Origin of the sequence: Patulibacter minatonensis DSM 18081 (assembly GCF_000519325.1) — a bacterium.
Lineage (GTDB): Bacteria > Actinomycetota > Thermoleophilia > Solirubrobacterales > Solirubrobacteraceae > Patulibacter > Patulibacter minatonensis.
The window spans coordinates 4969236-4984613 of the sequence record NZ_KI912613.1 but is presented as its reverse complement, the minus strand read 5'-3'; the positions used below and the strand labels follow the sequence as shown (position 1 = coordinate 4984613).

16 protein-coding genes are annotated in these 15378 nt (G+C 74.9%); 13 read left to right on the top strand and 3 right to left on the bottom strand.

Translation table 11 applies throughout. From position 1 onward, the window contains the following. The first annotated feature begins 9 nt into the window (after positions 1–9). The 8 genes from PATMI_RS0123420 (at position 10) to PATMI_RS0123385 (ending at position 8009) form a co-directional block, all read left to right on the top strand. Positions 10–1014 carry an ABC transporter permease gene (locus PATMI_RS0123420; RefSeq protein WP_026912662.1) on the top strand — a complete coding sequence of 335 codons (1005 nt, stop codon included), beginning with the start codon at positions 10–12 and terminating at the stop codon, positions 1012–1014. 1 nt (position 1015) lies between these two features. Further along, a complete protein-coding gene (locus PATMI_RS32790; protein WP_084270205.1) occupies positions 1016–2086 on the top strand; it encodes an ABC transporter permease in 1071 nt (356 codons plus the stop codon). After that, positions 2076–2942 (top strand): ABC transporter ATP-binding protein, encoded by an 867-nt coding sequence (locus PATMI_RS32785; RefSeq protein ID WP_036726320.1) that lies wholly within the window; start codon positions 2076–2078, stop codon positions 2940–2942. Before PATMI_RS32790 ends, PATMI_RS32785 begins: the two co-directional genes overlap by 11 nt. Then, positions 2932–3828: an ABC transporter ATP-binding protein gene (locus PATMI_RS0123405; RefSeq protein ID WP_211241781.1), complete on the top strand. Its 897-nt coding sequence runs from the start codon at positions 2932–2934 to the stop codon at positions 3826–3828. Before PATMI_RS32785 ends, PATMI_RS0123405 begins: the two co-directional genes overlap by 11 nt. Position 3829: 1 nt before the next feature. Next, positions 3830–5038, top strand: coding sequence for an LLM class flavin-dependent oxidoreductase (locus PATMI_RS32780; protein ID WP_084270204.1), 1209 nt, complete (start codon positions 3830–3832; stop codon positions 5036–5038). Then, positions 5035–5964, top strand: a complete 930-nt coding sequence (locus tag PATMI_RS32775) for a DsbA family oxidoreductase (RefSeq protein WP_051472204.1) — start codon at positions 5035–5037, stop codon at positions 5962–5964. The genes PATMI_RS32780 and PATMI_RS32775 overlap by 4 nt, the downstream gene beginning before the upstream one ends. 15 nt (positions 5965–5979) lie before the next feature. After that, on the top strand, positions 5980–7335 hold the full coding sequence (locus PATMI_RS0123390) for an NtaA/DmoA family FMN-dependent monooxygenase (protein WP_026912660.1): 1356 nt from the start codon (positions 5980–5982) through the stop codon (positions 7333–7335). Positions 7336–7406: 71 nt separating this feature from the next. Continuing rightward, complete coding sequence (locus tag PATMI_RS0123385; RefSeq protein ID WP_026912659.1) at positions 7407–8009, top strand: dihydrofolate reductase family protein; 603 nt, start codon at positions 7407–7409, stop codon at positions 8007–8009. 21 nt (positions 8010–8030) lie between these two features. On the opposite strand, the gene PATMI_RS0123380 is transcribed toward PATMI_RS0123385, so the two are convergent. Then, positions 8031–8588, bottom strand: coding sequence for a TetR/AcrR family transcriptional regulator (locus PATMI_RS0123380; protein ID WP_169738411.1), 558 nt, complete (start codon positions 8586–8588; stop codon positions 8031–8033). Between the two features lie 180 nt (positions 8589–8768). Between PATMI_RS0123380 and PATMI_RS0123375 the strand changes: the two genes are divergently transcribed. The 3 genes from PATMI_RS0123375 to PATMI_RS0123365 all read left to right on the top strand — a co-directional run bounded on the left by PATMI_RS0123375 (position 8769) and on the right by PATMI_RS0123365 (position 10727). Further along, a complete protein-coding gene (locus PATMI_RS0123375; RefSeq protein ID WP_026912657.1) occupies positions 8769–9641 on the top strand; it encodes an SDR family NAD(P)-dependent oxidoreductase in 873 nt (290 codons plus the stop codon). A gap of 145 nt (positions 9642–9786) precedes the next feature. Further along, positions 9787–10155, top strand: coding sequence for a hypothetical protein (locus PATMI_RS0123370; protein ID WP_026912656.1), 369 nt, complete (start codon positions 9787–9789; stop codon positions 10153–10155). Between the two features lie 89 nt (positions 10156–10244). After that, positions 10245–10727: a CinA family protein gene (locus PATMI_RS0123365; RefSeq protein ID WP_051472202.1), complete on the top strand. Its 483-nt coding sequence runs from the start codon at positions 10245–10247 to the stop codon at positions 10725–10727. Positions 10728–10758: 31 nt separating this feature from the next. Here the strand turns inward: PATMI_RS0123365 and PATMI_RS0123360 are convergent, their stop codons facing one another. Then, positions 10759–12171 carry a cytochrome P450 gene (locus tag PATMI_RS0123360; RefSeq protein ID WP_026912654.1) on the bottom strand — a complete coding sequence of 471 codons (1413 nt, stop codon included), beginning with the start codon at positions 12169–12171 and terminating at the stop codon, positions 10759–10761. A 192-nt stretch (positions 12172–12363) separates the two neighbouring features. Beyond that, positions 12364–13179 (bottom strand): L,D-transpeptidase, encoded by an 816-nt coding sequence (locus PATMI_RS35385; RefSeq protein ID WP_157260942.1) that lies wholly within the window; start codon positions 13177–13179, stop codon positions 12364–12366. A gap of 131 nt (positions 13180–13310) precedes the next feature. Between PATMI_RS35385 and PATMI_RS0123350 the strand changes: the two genes are divergently transcribed. Together PATMI_RS0123350 and PATMI_RS0123345 are read left to right on the top strand one after the other, a co-directional pair. Then, positions 13311–14741: a membrane-attack complex/perforin family protein gene (locus PATMI_RS0123350; RefSeq protein ID WP_026912653.1), complete on the top strand. Its 1431-nt coding sequence runs from the start codon at positions 13311–13313 to the stop codon at positions 14739–14741. A gap of 208 nt (positions 14742–14949) precedes the next feature. After that, positions 14950–15186 carry a helix-turn-helix domain-containing protein gene (locus PATMI_RS0123345; RefSeq protein ID WP_026912652.1) on the top strand — a complete coding sequence of 79 codons (237 nt, stop codon included), beginning with the start codon at positions 14950–14952 and terminating at the stop codon, positions 15184–15186. Positions 15187–15378 lie beyond the last annotated feature (192 nt).

Genomic DNA, 15378 nt, shown 5'->3' with positions numbered 1-15378 from the left:
GGAGCGACCATGAGCACGACGACCCTGTCCAGACCGATCGCGGGCCGCGGCGCGCGGGTCCGTCGACGCGCGACCCGGCCGGGTCGCGCGCTGCTCCTCGGCGTCGTGCCCGTGGCGCTGATCAGCACGTTCCTCGTCTTCCTGATGACGTACCTGGCGTCCGCGAACCCGGCCGCCCAGAAGCTCGGCGAGAACGCCACGCCCGAGGCGATCGCCCAGCTGAACCACACGTGGGGGCTCGACCGCGGGTTCTTCGAGCAGTACGTCTCGTGGCTCGGTCACGCGCTGACCGGCGACCTCGGCGCGTCGTACTTCACGGACACGTCGGTGTCGGAGGCGATCGGGCAGCGGCTGCCGATCGATCTGGCGCTGACGATCGTGGCGATCGTCACCGCGATCGTGCTCGGCTTCGCGGCCGGGACGATCGCGGCGGTCCGCCGCGGCGGCATCGTCGACCGCGTCGTCACGCTCGTCGCGTCGGTCCTGATCACGATCCCCGAGTTCTGGCTCGCGATCATGGCCGTCGTCCTCTTCTCGGTGACGCTCGGCTGGCTGCCCTCGGGCGGCTGGGTGCCGTTCCACCGGGACCCCTGGCTGTGGCTCCAGCACGTGCTGCTGCCCGGGGTCTCGCTCGGCCTGACGGTCGCCGCACAGGTGGCCCGCCAGCTCCGCGGCTCGCTGATCACGGCGCTGGAGGACGACTACGTCGTCGGCGCCCGCGTCCGCGGCCTGTCGCCGCGCCGCATCCTCTTCGGCCACGCTTTGCGCAACGCCGCCGCACCGGCCGTCGCCACCGTCGGCCTCGCGGTCCCCACGCTGCTCGGCGGCGCGGTCATCGCGGAGTCGATCTTCGGGCTCCCCGGCCTCGGCCAGTACGCCCTGAACGGCGCGCAGAGCCACGACGTGCCCGTCATCCAGGGCGTGCTCGTGGCGACCATCGCGATCGTCCTGATCTCCAACGTCGTCGTCGACGCGCTCCTGTCGCGCCTGCGGCCCGCCACCCGGAAGGCCTGACATGGACACGTTCCGCCGCACCTTCGCCACGACGTACGTCCGCGTCGCCGGCGTCGTCCTCCTGCTCGTCCTCGTGGTCGCCGTGCTCGGCGGCACCCTGGCGCCGCAGGACCCGCTCGGCCAGGGCGACGACATCTTCGCCCACGCCGGCGCCTCCGGGCACCTGCTCGGCACCGACTACGTCGGGCGCGACGTGCTCAGCCGGCTCCTCGCCGGCGCCGGCGCCTCCGTCCTCAGCGCCGGCGGGATGGTCGCCGTCGGGTTGCTGCTCGGGGCCGTCCCCGGGGTGCTCTCCGCGTTCGCCGGCCGGTGGACGGAGTTCGGGCTGCTCCGCTTCACCGACTCGCTGATGGCGCTGCCGCCGATCGTCTTCGCGATCGCGATCGCCGGGCTCTTCACGAACGGCGAGGTCGGGGCGATCATCGCGATCGGCGTCCTCCTCGCGCCGCGGTTCTTCCGGATCGCGCGGGCCGAGACGCTCGGCTTCGCGCACCAGCAGTACGTCGAGGCCGCCACCCTGCTGGGCGCCTCGCGCGGCTGGATCGTGCGCCGCCACGTCTGGCGCAAGGTGCTGCCGACGATCGCCGTGACGACCGCGACGTCCGCCGGCTACGCCGTCATGGCGGCCGCGAGCCTCGGCTTCCTCGGGCTCGGCGTCCAGGCGCCGGACCCGACCTGGGGCGGCATGCTCGCCGCGAACGTCGAGCACCTCGCCGAGGACTCCTGGGCGCCGATCTGGCCCGGCCTGTTCATCGCCCTGACCGCGTGGTCGCTGAACGCGCTGGCCGACGGCCTGCGCGACGGCCTCGCCGTCGAGTCGGGCCTCGTCCGCGGCGCGGTCGACGACCCCGACGCGCTCCTGGCCGGCGTCGCGCCGGCCGCCGACGAGCCGCGACCCACCGGCGCGCCGGGGCCCGACGTCCCGCGGCCGGGCGTCCTCGACGAGTCGACGCACACGACCGGCGCCGACCGTCCCGCGTCGGGCGGGCGCGCCGGATCCCGGGTCCCGGTCGGCGCGGGGGTCACGGGCCGACCGGGCCCCGGCCGCGAGGAGGTGCGCCATGTCGGCTGACCTCGCGACCCGCCCGGAGACCGCGCCCGTCGCGACCGGCGCGCCGCTCCTCGAGGTCCGCGGCCTGCGCGTCGCCGTCCCCGGCGCGGACGGCCCCGTCGACGCGGTCCACGGCGTCGACCTGCGCGTCGGTCGCGGCGAGGCGCTCGGCCTCGTCGGCGAGTCCGGCTCCGGCAAGACGCTGACCTGCCGCGCCGTCCTGGGCGTCCTCCCCGGCCGCTGCACGGTCGCGGGCGGCACCATCGACCTGGACGGCACCGACCTCGCGACGCTCTCGCCCCGGGCCTGGCGGGACGTCCACGCCGTGCGGATCGGCGCGGTCTTCCAGGACCCCGCGTCGTACCTGAACCCCGCGCAGACGGTGGGCCGCCAGCTCGCCGAGGTGCTCCGCGTGAAGACCGGCCTCGGCCGGCGTGCCGCGCGCGCTCGGGCGCTCGAGCTGTTCGCGACGGTCGGCCTGAAGCGGCCGGAGGTCGTCTTCGACCGGATCGCGGCGCACCTGTCGGGCGGCATGCAGCAGCGCGTGATGCTCGCGATCGCGATCTCCTGCGACCCGCAGCTCCTGATCGCCGACGAGCCCACGACCGCCCTGGACGTGAAGACGCAGGCCGAGATCGTCCGGCTGCTGCGGGAGCTCCGCGAGCGGATCGGCCTGGCGATCCTGTTCGTCAGCCACGACCTCGCGGTCGTCACCGAGCTCTGCGACCGCATCGCGGTCTTCCGCGACGGCCGGATCGTCGAGGAGGCGCCGACCGCCGAGCTGCTCGCCGGGCGCGCCGAGCACCCGTACACGCGCTCACTCCTGCGGGCCGCCGGACTCGAGACCACCACCCCGGAGGACGACCGTGTCGCCTGAGACCGCGCTCCTGGAGCGCCCCACCACGACCCCGGTGCCGGACGACGCGCTCCTGCGCGTCTCCGGCCTCCACGCCTCGCTCGGCGGGCACGGCGGCACCGACGGCCACCACGTCCTGCGCGGCGTCGACCTCCACGTCGGCCGGTCGGAGGTCGTCGGCATCATCGGCGAGACCGGCTCCGGCAAGACGACGCTGGCCCGCGCGATCGCCGGGCTCGTCGGCACCGACGAGGGCTCGATCGACCTCGACGGCGTCGACCTCACGCGCCTCGGACAGGGACGCCGTCGCCGCGCCCACCGCCGCGCCGGCCACCTGCAGCTCGTCTTCCAGGACCCGCTGCGGTCCTTGGACCCGGCGCTCCGCGTCGAGGAGCTCGTCACCGAGGGGCTCGCGATCCGCGGCCGCCTCGCCGCCCAGGTCCGCCGCGAGGAGGCGATCCGGGCCCTCGAGCTCGTCGGCCTCGACGAGACGCTCCTGCAGCGCGTGCCGCGCGACATCTCCGGCGGCCAGCGCCAGCGCGTCGCGATCGCCCGCGCGCTCGCCACCCGCCCGCGCCTGATCGTCTTCGACGAGCCGGTCTCCGCGCTCGACGCCCAGAGCCGCGAGTCGGTCCTGCGGATGCTCGCCGGGCTGCGCGACGAGCTCGGCACCGCGCTCGTGGTGATCAGCCACGACCTGACGAGCATGGTCGGCGTCGTCGACCGCGTCGTCGTCCTCTACGAGGGCGCCGTCGTCGAGGAGGGCCCGACCGACCGGGTGCTCCGCGACCCCCGTCACGAGTACACGCGCCTCCTGCTGCAGGCCGCGCCCGCCACCGTCCGCCGGCGCCTCGACGCCCTCGCGTCCGCCGCGGACACCTCCACCACCATCCCCCGGAAGTCCTGACATGCCCGTCGAGTTCATCGGTGCCGTCCTCACCAACCGCGCCTCGGAGACCCACGACGCGGGCCCGCCCGTCGACCGCGCGTACTTCCGCCGCATCGTCCGCGCGCACGAGGACGGCGACTTCGACCGCGCCCTCGTCGCGCTCGCGTCCACGATCGCCGAGCCGATGCAGGTCGCCGCGGACGCCGCCGCGCACAGCGAGCGGCTGGGGTTCCTGGTCGCCCACCGCCCGGGGTTCATCGCCCCGACCGTCGTCGCGCGCCAGTACGCCACGCTCGACCAGTTCAGCCAGGGGCGCGTGGCGCTCCACACGATCTCCGGCGGCGTCGACGCGGAGCAGCGCCGCGACGGCGACTTCCTCGAGAAGGCCGACCGCTACGCGCGGTCCGAGGAGTTCCTGCGGGTGCTCAAGCGTGCCTGGACGTCGACCGAGCCGTTCGGCCACGACGGGCGCTTCTACCGCTTCGAGGACTTCGTCCTGGCGACCCCGCCGCACCAACGGCCGCGGATCCCGATCTTCTTCGGCGGCTCGTCCTCCGTCGCGTTCCGCATCGGCGCCACCGAGGCCGACACGCACGCGCTGTTCGCCCTGCCGCCCGCGCAGCTCGCCGCGGAGATCGCGAAGATCCGCGCGGCCGCGACGGCCGCCGGCCGCGACCACGGACCGCGGATCAGCGTCTCGTTCCGGCCGATCCTCGGTGCGACGGAAGAGCTCGCGTGGGCCCGCGCCGAGCGGATCCTCGAGACGACGAAGGCGCGGATCGCCGCCGGCGGCGACCTCCAGACCTTCCGCGGCCGTCCGGCCGAGGGACCGAGCGAGGGCTTCCGGCGGCAGCTCGAGGCCGCGGAGCAGGGGCCGCGGCACGGCAAGGCGCTCTGGACCGAGCTGGCGAAGGCGCTCGGCGCGGGGGGCAACTCCACGGCGCTCGTCGGCACCCCGGAGACCGTCGCCGAGGCGCTGCTGGAGTACGTCGACCTCGGCGTCTCGACGCTCCTGATCCGCGGCTACGACCCGCTGGACGACGCCATCGACTACGGCCGCGAGCTGATCCCGATCGTCCGCCAGGAGGTCGCGCGCCGCGACCGCGAGCGGGCCGCGGCCGGCCGCGAGCTCATCGGTGCCGCGCCCGTCGGCGGCGCGGGCTGGCGCGAGGACGCCGGGCTGATCCCGCGCAGCGTGGAGCCCGCCCGGGAGGCGGTGGCCGCATGAGCGCGCCGATCGAGGTCGTCGAGTACACCGACCCGGGCTGCGTCTGGTCCTGGGGCAGCGAGCCGCAGCTGCGGTGGCTGCGTCGCCACTATGGCGACCAGCTGCGGTGGCGCCGCGTCCTCGGGGTCCAGGTCGACCGCCTGTCGGAGACCCACCCGACCCGCGACGCGGTGCGCGACGCCGAGGCGTTCCGCGACGACTGGCTCGCCGTCGCCGTCCACACCGACGCCCCGGTCCCCGTCCGCCTGGACCGCCAGCACCGCTCCACGCGACCGGCGTCCCACGCCGTCCGCGCGGCGGAGCGCCAGGTCACCGCCGAGCACCCCGACGTCGCCGACCGCGTCCTGCGTCGGCTCCGCGAGGCGGTCTTCGTGCACGGGCGTCCCGCCGACACGCGCGAGCGCATCGCCGACGCGCTCGCCGGCGTCGACGGCCTCGACCTCGACCGGCTCCTCGGCGACCTCGACGATCCGGAGGTCCTCGCGAGCGTCCAGGCGGACTGGGAGGAGACCCGGCGCCCGCACCCCGCCGTGATCGGCCGCACCGGCCCGGGCCCGAACCCCGGCGGCGCGAAGCCCGACGGCGAGCGCACCCGGTACGGCTTCCCGACGCTGCTCCTGCGCGGCCCGGCGGGGGAGGAGGTCGTCTCCGGCTGGAACGACGTCGCCGCGCTGGCGCGGGCCGTGGAGTCCGTCGGCGCCCGCCCGGTCGACACCGCCAGGACGCTGGACCCCGACGAGGCGCTGGCACGGTACCGCACCCTGACCGCCGCCGACCTGCGGATCACCACCGGCGGCCGCGAGCCCCTGGGCGCCGTCCGGATCGACACCGCCACGACGCCGATCTGGGTGCACCCGGACGAGGCACCGCCGACCGGCGCCGAGCACACCCACGCGCGGACGGCCTCCGGCGCCGCCGCCGTCTGACGGGAGCAGGCGGACATGAGCGAGCGGAAGCTGAAGTTCGGGGCCGCACCCGTCGGCGTCGGCGGACCCGGCCAGCAGCACACGTGGCTGCACCCCGAGATCCCGGGCGACGCCAGCGTCGACATCCGGTGGTACGCCGACCTGGCGCGGCGGTTCGAGGAGGCGCTCTTCGACTTCGTCTTCGTCGTCGACAGCCAGTTCATCACCGCGGACTCGCCGCCCCACTACCTCAACCGCCTGGAGCCGCTGACCCTGCTCTCGGCGCTCGCGGTCGCGACGACGAGGATCGGCCTGGCGGCGACCATCACGACGTCCTACACCGCCCCGTTCCACGTCGCGCGGCAGCTCGCGTCGCTCGACCTCATCAGCGGCGGTCGCGCGGGCTGGAACGTCGTCACGAGCCTCGACCCCGGAACGGCGCGCAACTACGACCGCGAGGAGCACCTCGACTACGCCACGCGGTACTCGCGTGCGCTCGAGCACGTCACCGTCGCGCGGGGCCTGTGGGACTCCTACGAGGACGACGCGTTCCCGCGCGACAAGGCGGCCGGCGTCTTCTTCGACCCGTCGCGCCAGCACGCGCTCGGGCACCGCGGGGAGCACTTCTCGGTGCAGGGGCCGCTGAACGTCGAGCGCTCGGCGCAGGGGCAGCCGGTGGTCTTCCAGGCCGGCGACTCCGAGGAGGGCCGCGACCTCGCCGCGACGGTCGGCGAGGGGATCTTCACGATGCCCCGCCGGTTCGAGGAGGCCCGGGCGTTCTACGCGGAGATGAAGGACCGGGCGGCCGCGAAGGGCCGCGACCCCGACGACGTCCTGATCCTCCCGTCGCTGACGGTCGTCCTCGCCGACACGGACGAGGAGGCCCGCGCGATCGACGACGCGACATACGCGGCGAAGGACTTCGCGCGGTCGCTCGCCGAGTTCGGCCGGCCCTACGTCTGGCACGACTTCGCGCAGTACGACCCCGACGCGCCGTTCCCCGACGTCGCGCGGTACGGGGAGACGAGCGGGCGCACGATCACGGCGCACCTGCAGCAGGTCGCCGCCGAGCGGGGCCTGACCCTGCGGGAGACCGTCCTGTACGCCGAGCGGCGGACCCGCACCGCGTTCGTCGGCGCGCCGCGGACCGTCGCCGACGAGATCGAGCGCTGGTTCCTCGGGCGGGCCGCCGACGGCTTCATCATGCACGTGACCGTCCCGAGCGCCTTCGACCGGTTCGCCGGCGAGGTCCTGCCGATCCTCCGGGAGCGCGGCCTGTTCCGCACCGCCTACGAGGCGGACACCCTGCGCGGGAACCTCGGCCTGCCGGTGCCGGAGAACGTCCACACCGCCCTGCGGCGGACCGTCGGGACGGGATCCGCCACATCGTAGGCCGAGGATGTCGAGGGACGGGGCGCAGCTCCGATCCCCTTCCGACACCCCACCGACGGAGGATCCTCCCCATGCCCCAGACCACCTGCCACATGTCCATCTCGCTCGACGGCTTCGCCGCCGGCCCCGACCAGGACCGCGACAACCCGCTCGGCGTCGGCGGCATGGAGGTCCACCGCTGGCACCTCGGCGAGATCACGGACCCGGCGGACCGCACCGCGGTCGACTGGTTGATGCGGCCCCGCGGGGCGTACGTCATGGGCCGCAACATGTTCGGCCCGATCCGCGGCGCGTGGGACGGCGACTGGACCGGCTGGTGGGGCGACGAGCCGCCCTACCACGCGCCGGTCTTCGTCCTCACGCACCACGCCCGCGAGCCGGTCGAGCTGCAGGGCGGCACGACGTTCCACTTCGTCACCGAGGGCTTCGACGCGGCGTTCGCGCAGGCCACCGAGGCCGCCGGCGACCGCGGCGTCGACATCGCGGGCGGCGCGTCGACGGTGCGGCAGGCGCTGCGGGCCGGCGTCGTCGACGAGCTGACCCTCGACGTCGCGCCGGTGCTCCTCGGGTCGGGCGAGCGGCTGTTCGACGACGTGTCCGACCTGCGCGTCACGCCCGTCGAGGTCCTGCACTCGCCGCTGGCCTCGCACGTCAGGTACCGCATCGACCGGTGAGCCTGACCGGCCGCCGCTCGCTCACTGCGGCGGCCGGGGCTCAGGCCGGTGGCCGAACAGGTGCTGCGTGATCACCGGCGCGAGTGCGGTGATCACGGTCTCGCGATCGTCCGACGCCACCGGTTCGACCCGAACGACGTAGCGGACCAGGACGAGTCCCAGGAGCTGCGACGCCACGAGTGCGGCACGCCGCTCGTGATCGTCGACCCCGAGGCCGACGACGAGGGGGCCGACGACGCCGTGGTGGACGAATCCGCGGAGCAGCTCGGCCGCGGGCTCGTGGGTCGAGGCGGACCGCACGAGAGCGATCAGCGGATCGGCGGCACCCGGGGCGTCCCAGGCGTCGAGAAAGCGCCCGAGCATCCGGAGGGCGAGCTCGTCGCGCGACCCGTCGAGCAGCTCGGCGACGATCTCCGCGGGGTCGATCGGCAGCTCCATCGCCGTGGCGAACAGCAGGTCCTTCGTGCGGAAGAAGTAGTGGACGAGCGCCACGTCGACGCCGGCGTCGGCGGCGACGTCGCGCAGGCGGGTGCCCGCGTAGCCACGTTCGACGAAGTGCGAGCGGGCGGCATCGAGCACCGCCGTCCGGGTCTCGGGACGTCCCGGACGGCGGCCGGTCCGGCCGCCGCGCTCGGGTTCACGCCGTCGGTGGTCCATCGACGCGGTGGCGGGGTGGCGTGACACGTGGTTCACAGCTATATCAACAGTGGATGATATACGTGGTCGCATGCCTTCCGGAACTCAGGACGGCCGCGGTCGATGACCGGCGTCGTCGTCGTCACGGGCGCGTCGAGCGGCATCGGTCGCGACTCTGCGCGGCTGCTCGCCGAGGCCGGGTACCGGGTGCTCGGCACCGTCCGTCGCGATCCCGACGCCCGGGAGCTCGAGGCGCAGCACCCCGGGATCACCGCGGTCCGGCTGGACGTCACCGACGCCGACTCGATCGAGCAGGCGCGCGCGACGATCGACGCGGCGTGCGGTCCGGCGGGGCTGGCCGGGCTCGTCAACAACGCGGGCGACGGGCTCGCGATGCCGCTGGAGTTCCTGGAGGCCGAGCCGCTCCGCCGGCACTACGAGGTCAACGTCGTCGGTCCGCTGGCCGTGACGCGCGCGCTGCTCCCGGCGCTCCGTCGTGCCCGGGGCAGGATCGTCTTCATCGGCTCGATCGGCGGGCACGTGGTGCTGCCGTTCGCGGGCCCGCTCGTCTCGTCCAAGCACGCGCTGACGGCACTGGCCACCGCGCTGCGGCTGGAGCTGCGGCCGTGGGGCCTCCCGGTCGCGATCGTCGAGCCGACGACGATCGCGAGCGCCGCGGTCGGCAAGCTCGAGGAGCAGACCGCCCGGAGCGTCGACGCGTTCGACGACCACGGGCGCGAGCTCTACGGCGAGCGGTTCCCCGCCGCGATCCGGACCGCCGTGGCCCACGAGCGGCGCGGTGCGGAGCCGGTGGTCGTCGCCCGCGTGGTCCTGCGTGCGATGACCGATCGCCGCCCGCGCACCCGCTACCCCGCGGGCCCGGGCGCGCGGGGCGCCGAGGTCCTCTGGCGTCTGGCCCCCGACCGGCTCCTCGACGCGCTGATGGGGCGGGTCTTCGGGCTCCGACGCGGTTCGGCGGTCCGCGACGCCGGGTGAACGCGGGACCGCCCGGCGCCCGCGGGGCGCCGCGACGCGGTCCGGGCGGTGAGGGAGACGGAGCGTGCCGAGGGCGACGTCGGGGTACCGATCTGGCGGCCGCCGCGCCCGGCGGTGGCCGGTCCCGAATCCCCCAGGAGCCCGCATGTCCGTGCCCTCACCGCGATCCCTCGTCCCCCCGGGTCTCGCGCTCGCCGCCGTCCTGCTCGCGCTCCCGGCCGGCACGCACGCCGCGTCCGCCCGCACCTGCGAGGACGTCCTCGGCGAAGGTGCCACGCCGTTCCAGATCACCGCGAGCGGCACCTCGTGCTCGGCCGCGCGGAAGCTCGCGAGCCGCGTCAGCAAGGTCCGAGGCGCCCGGTTCCGCGGGTGCTCGTACGTCTCGGGACGCGAGCTGAAGCTGACGTCGCCCTGCGTCCGCAGCGGGTACCGCTGCCGGACGACGGCCCGCGTCGGGGACACGATCCGCGTTCGGTGCGTGCGCGGCGGGCGCACCGTGCGGTTCCGGATGTAGCGGCCACGCCCGGTCGAACCGCACCGCGGACGGGACGATGTCCCCGACGCCTCGACGTCGACCACGACGCCCCGCACTACGATCGGCCGATGCTGACGAACGCCATCCTCACCGCGGCCTCCGCCGCCGCCGGCCGGCTCCGGGAGCGCGGCGAGACCGTCGCCGTCGCGGAGTCCTCGACCGGCGGGCTGATCAGCGCCGCGCTGATCGCCCAGGACGGCGCGTCGACGTACTACCGCGGCGGGTTCGTCTTCTACACGCTCGAGTCGATGACGGTCTCCCTGCAGGACGTGTCCGAGCTCGACCGCGGGAAGCGCAGCGCGACCGAGCAGCGGGTGCGGTGGGTCGCGGACTCCGCGCGGATCCGGCTGGAGGCCGACTGGGGCGTGGGGGAGACCGGGGCGTCCGGTCCCAAGCCGAACCCCTACGGCGACCCGGCCGGCCACAGCTGGGTCGCGGCCGCCGGTCCCGGCGGGATCGCGACCGCGCACCTGCTGACCGGCGACGACGACCGCACCGCGAACATGGAGGTCTTCGCGGTGCGGGCGCTGGAGCTGATCGCGCAGGGGTGAGACCGGGCGGCCTGCCCGGCGGTCGGCGCGGTCAGCGCGACCTGAGCGAGATCGGCAGGCCGTCGACCGGGAACGGGCCGGTGCCGTAGTCCATCACCGGCTCGTACCCGGCGGGGATCGTCCACGTGGAGCGCAGCAGGAGCTGGTGGAGGATCGCCTTGACCTCCATGCCGCCGAAGTGCATGCCGATGCACTTGTGGACGTTCCCGCCGAACGGGGTGAACGCGTACTTGTGCGACTGGTCCTCGCGGCGCTCCTCGGAGAACCGCTCCGGGTCGAAGCGGTCCGGGTCCTCCCACCACTGCGCCATGCGCATCGTCTGGTAGAGCCCGAGCATCAGGTTGGTGCCCGCAGGGACGTGGTGGCCCTGGATCTCGGTGTCGCGGAGCGTCTGACGGGCCAGCATGCCGACGGGGGAGTTCATCCGCAGCGTCTCCTTGAACGCCAGGTCCATCAGCGGCAGGTCGTCGAGGTCGTCGTAGCCGATCGCGTCCTTCCCGAGCGCCTCGGACTCCGCGCGCAGGCGCTCCTGCCACTCGGGGTGCCGCGCGAGGTAGTAGACGAGCATCGCCAGCGTGATCGTGCTCGTGTCGTGCGCGGCCATCAGCACGAAGATCATGTGGTTGACGACGTCCTCGTCGGAGAACCCGGCGCCGTCGTCGCCCTCGGCGCGGCAGAGCACGCTGAAGAGGTCCGCACCGTCCCCGGCGCGCTTGGCGGCCAGCTGCCCGCGGAAGTAGTCCTCGAGCAGCCGGCGGCTGACCAGCCCGCGGTGCCAGCGCGTCCCCGGCACGTCCTGGCGGATGACGGTCTGCCCGCCGTGCACCGTGTGGATGAACGCCTCGTTCAGGCGGTCGGCGTCGGCGCCCGTCTCCGCGCCGACGAAGATCTCGGTCGCGATGTCGAGCGTCAGGGCCTTCGTCGCCTCGTAGATCTCGAAGCCGTCCTGCGGCCGCCAGTCCGCCAGGCCGCGCGCGATCGTGCCGTTCATGCCGTCGAGGTAGGAGACGAGGCGCTCGCGCTTGAACGCCTGCTGCATGATCCGCCGGTGGTCGCGGTGCTCCTCGAAGTCCATGAGCATCACGCCGCGCTCGAAGAACGCCCCGATCAGGTACCCCCAGCCCTGCTCGTTGGAGAACACCTTGTCGCGGTTCGTCAGGACCTCGCCGATCGCGTCGGGGCCGAGGACGAGCACCATCCGCGTGCCGAGCGAGCCGGTCCACGAGACCGGCCCGTACCGCTCGTGCGCGCGGCGGCAGTAGGCCAGGGTGTCCTGCATCATGCCCAGCGTGTTGCCGACCACCGGCAGCCCGGGGTCGCCCAGCACCGGGCGCAGGTCGCTGCCGGCGGGCGGCTCGGCGAGGGGCACGGACCGGCGCGCCGGCAGGCGGTCGACGACCGCGGCGGCGGCGGCGCGGGCTCGGTGTTCGAGGGGCACGGGCATGCGGGGACTCCTCCGGGGTGGTGCTCGCCAAGGACGATCCCACAGGATTTGACACGGTGTCAAGTTTTCGGTCGCGCGCCGACCGGGCGGTCGCCCACGGGAACGCTGCGGCAGGGAGGCCGGGGCGCGATCGCCGACGTCCCGGAGCCGCAGGAGCGGGCGTCGGACGCTCGATCCGGGCGTGAGAACCCGTCAGACGATCCGGACGGGGGTCCCGATCGTGAGCAGGCGACCGAGACGGCGGAGGTCCCGTGCCCGCAAGCGGACGCAGCCGTGGGAGGGGCGTCCGGGGATCAGGGCGGGCGCGTCGGTGCCGTGGATCCCGACGACCCCGCCGCCCGGCCACTCGCTCACCTGCGCGTAGGCGCTCAGCCCGAACGCGAGCGAGCCGTAGATCGTGCCGGACGCCGGGACCAGCCGCTCGCGGACGTAGAACCGCCCCGCCGGTGTGGGCGTGGCACGCTTGCCGACCCCGACGCGCGCGCGCCAGATCGTCCTGCCGTCCCGGACCAGCGTCGCCCGCAGGGTGCGGCGGTCGACGCGCAGCAGCGAGGTGTTGCGGTGCAGCCCGCCGAGCGCGGACCGGGGGACCCAGCCGGTCTGGCCGTTCGGCCGCGCCGGCAGGCGCACCTTGATCCAGGGCGTCCCCTCGGCGTCGACGGTGCGCTCCAGCGCGAGGTAGACCTCCGGCGGCCCGTCCTCCGTGTCGAGGCGGAGCCGGCCGACGGCGCGGGCCTCGTCGGACGGCGAGCGGCGGACGATCGCCCGCCCCTCGGCGTGCGCCCACCGCGACAGCGTCCGCTCGTCCGAGAGGGGCGTCACCGCCGGGGCGGGCGCGGCGGCCGGCGCTGCGGGCGCGGTGGGCTGCGCGGCGTGGGCGACTCCGACGACGCCACCCGCCACGAGGAGCACGACGACTCCGGAGAGGACGGGGGCGGGATGTCGCACGATGACGCGAGTATGACCCTCGGCGAGGGTGCGGGCGCCGTTCGGGGCGGTGCGGGGCATCGTCCGTCCACCCCAACCGCGGCGTAACCGGTCATCCAGCGCATACGCCGTCGAGTGCGAGTACAAGTGCAGGAGTCGAGGGTCGTCCGCCATCCCGGCTCAAGGACTCGACTCCTCCGAAAGAGGTCCTCATGACCGCAGCACCACGTCGTCGCACGATCGGCTGGTTCGCTTCACTCGCCGCCGGCTCGGCCCTCCTCGGGCTCGCACCGACCGCCGGCGCCGCACCGCGCCCCGGCGGGTCGGACTTCACCTGTCGGGCGAGCGCCGCCCGCGTCACCCTCCTCGGCACCACGCTGCTCGAGCCGACGATCGCCAACGCCTCCGACGCGCCCTGCGCGAACGGGACCGCCGCGATCCTGAATCCCACCGACATCGGCCCTGTCCGCGTCGACCTGGCCAACGCCGACACGGTCGTGCAGCCCGCGAACCTCGCCGGCGCACCGGCCGCCGACGGCGACAACGGCCGCGCGACCGCGTCGGTCACCAATCCGGTGGTCGACGTGGGAGGCGGCGCCACGGGCATCCGCCTGACCGCCGACGTCATCGGCGCCACCGCCTCCTACACGTGCCGCGCCGGGGCGCCCGTCCCGGCGGGCTCGTCGGTCGTCGCGAACATCGTCCTGACGGTCGGCGGCGTGGCCACGCCGATCACGCTCCCGGGCAACAACCAGCCGTACCGGCTCGACCTGCCGGCCGGTCTCGGCACGCTGCTCCTCAACCAGACCGTCCAGACCAACGGCCGGATCGTCCAGCGCGCGCTGCAGCTCCAGGTGCCGGTCGACGGCTCGGTCGCCGACGTCGTGATCGGCGAGGCCGCCGCCGGGTTCACCGGCAACCCGTGCGCCGCCGCGGTGATCGCGCCGCCCGCGAACCCGCAGTGCTCCGACGGCGCCGACAACGACGGCGACGGCCTGGCCGACGCGAAGGACCCGGGCTGCCTGAGCGGCCCCGGTGGCACCTACAACCCGCGGGACGACGACGAGACCGACCCGAACACGCCGGGCGGCACGCCGCAGTGCTCCGACGGGCTCGACAACGACGGCGACCTCGTGTCCGACGCGCGGGACCCCGGCTGCCTGAGCGGCCCGAACGGCGCCTTCAACCCCGCCGACGACGACGAGCGCGACCAGGGGAACCTGCCGCAGTGCTCCGACGGGATCGACAACGACAAGGACGGGCGCACCGACTTCCCGCGCGACACGGGGTGCAGCTCGGCCAACGATCGCACCGAGGCGACCCCTCGTGGACAGGCGAAGCTGACCTCGAGCCCGAGCGGGATCGCCACGGGCGGTGTCAGCGGCACGTGCACGAAGCGCTCGTTCACGGCCCGCGTCTCGGGGCGCTCGATCCGCAGCGTGGTGTTCTCGGTCGACGGCCGCAGGGTCCGCACCGACCGCACCTCGCCGTACACGGCGCGCATCAGCACCACCCGTCGCGGCGCCCACCGGGTCTCGGCGCGCGTGACGTTCGCGAGCGACAGTCGGACGGCGGCCCGCTCGCTGAGCTTCCGGTTCCGGCGCTGCGCCGCGGGGGCGCCGAAGGTGCGCTTCACGGGCTGATCCGCGGCGCGAGCGGTCGGGCCCGGGCGACGGGGGCCCGTCCGGCCCGCGGTCGCACCTGACGTTCGGCGGGCCGACGCGTCCTACCGGGGATGCACCCCCCGACGACCACGTCGCCCGTCCGGCCTGCCGGACCCACCCGGGCGTCGCCACCGGCCGGCCGATGACCGGCCCGGAGCATCCCCGTCGGACCGGGGTCGGAGCGCGCGTGCGGGCGGTCCGCGTGTTCGCGGACCTGACCCGGGAGGAGCTCGGCCGCAGGATCGGGGCGAGCCCGCGCACGATCCGTCGGCTCGAGGACGACCAGCGCCGGATGACCGACCGCGAACGCGCACGCATCGCCTGGGCGTGCGGCGCGCCCGAGTGGTTCCTGGCCTCGGGATGGGAGGGTGCGCAGTCGCCTGCCGACCCCGCACAGGAGTCACAGGACGATCGCGACGGCTGATCCGGGACGCCGGTGCTCGACCTCGGCGGGCCTCGTGGTCGTCGCACCAGGCGACGAGCACCCCCGGGGCGGGCGCCGGCGTCGGGCGACCGCGCCTCCGGCAGGACCGACGGCCGAGACGGGCGGGCCGGGGGCCGTTTCGGCTCGACCGTCCGGCCGCATCCCATAGGGCCCGGAGTAGGCCGATATCCA

Bases quoted from the DNA above. Each gene is read 5' to 3' on its own strand.
- PATMI_RS35385 (WP_157260942.1), bottom strand. From the start codon at position 13,179: ATGCCCCGCACCGCCCCGAACGGCGCCCGCACCCTCGCCGAGGGTCAT.
- PATMI_RS32785 (WP_036726320.1), top strand. From the start codon at position 2,076: ATGTCGGCTGACCTCGCGACCCGCCCGGAGACCGCGCCCGTCGCGACC.
- PATMI_RS0123370 (WP_026912656.1), top strand. From the start codon at position 9,787: ATGTCCGTGCCCTCACCGCGATCCCTCGTCCCCCCGGGTCTCGCGCTC.
- PATMI_RS0123385 (WP_026912659.1), top strand. From the start codon at position 7,407: ATGCCCCAGACCACCTGCCACATGTCCATCTCGCTCGACGGCTTCGCC.
- PATMI_RS0123420 (WP_026912662.1), top strand. From the start codon at position 10: ATGAGCACGACGACCCTGTCCAGACCGATCGCGGGCCGCGGCGCGCGG.
- PATMI_RS32780 (WP_084270204.1), top strand. From the start codon at position 3,830: ATGCCCGTCGAGTTCATCGGTGCCGTCCTCACCAACCGCGCCTCGGAG.
- PATMI_RS0123390 (WP_026912660.1), top strand. From the start codon at position 5,980: ATGAGCGAGCGGAAGCTGAAGTTCGGGGCCGCACCCGTCGGCGTCGGC.
- PATMI_RS0123365 (WP_051472202.1), top strand. From the start codon at position 10,245: ATGCTGACGAACGCCATCCTCACCGCGGCCTCCGCCGCCGCCGGCCGG.
- PATMI_RS0123360 (WP_026912654.1), bottom strand. From the start codon at position 12,171: ATGCCCGTGCCCCTCGAACACCGAGCCCGCGCCGCCGCCGCCGCGGTC.
- PATMI_RS32790 (WP_084270205.1), top strand. From the start codon at position 1,016: ATGGACACGTTCCGCCGCACCTTCGCCACGACGTACGTCCGCGTCGCC.
- PATMI_RS0123375 (WP_026912657.1), top strand. From the start codon at position 8,769: ATGACCGGCGTCGTCGTCGTCACGGGCGCGTCGAGCGGCATCGGTCGC.
- PATMI_RS32775 (WP_051472204.1), top strand. From the start codon at position 5,035: ATGAGCGCGCCGATCGAGGTCGTCGAGTACACCGACCCGGGCTGCGTC.
- PATMI_RS0123350 (WP_026912653.1), top strand. From the start codon at position 13,311: ATGACCGCAGCACCACGTCGTCGCACGATCGGCTGGTTCGCTTCACTC.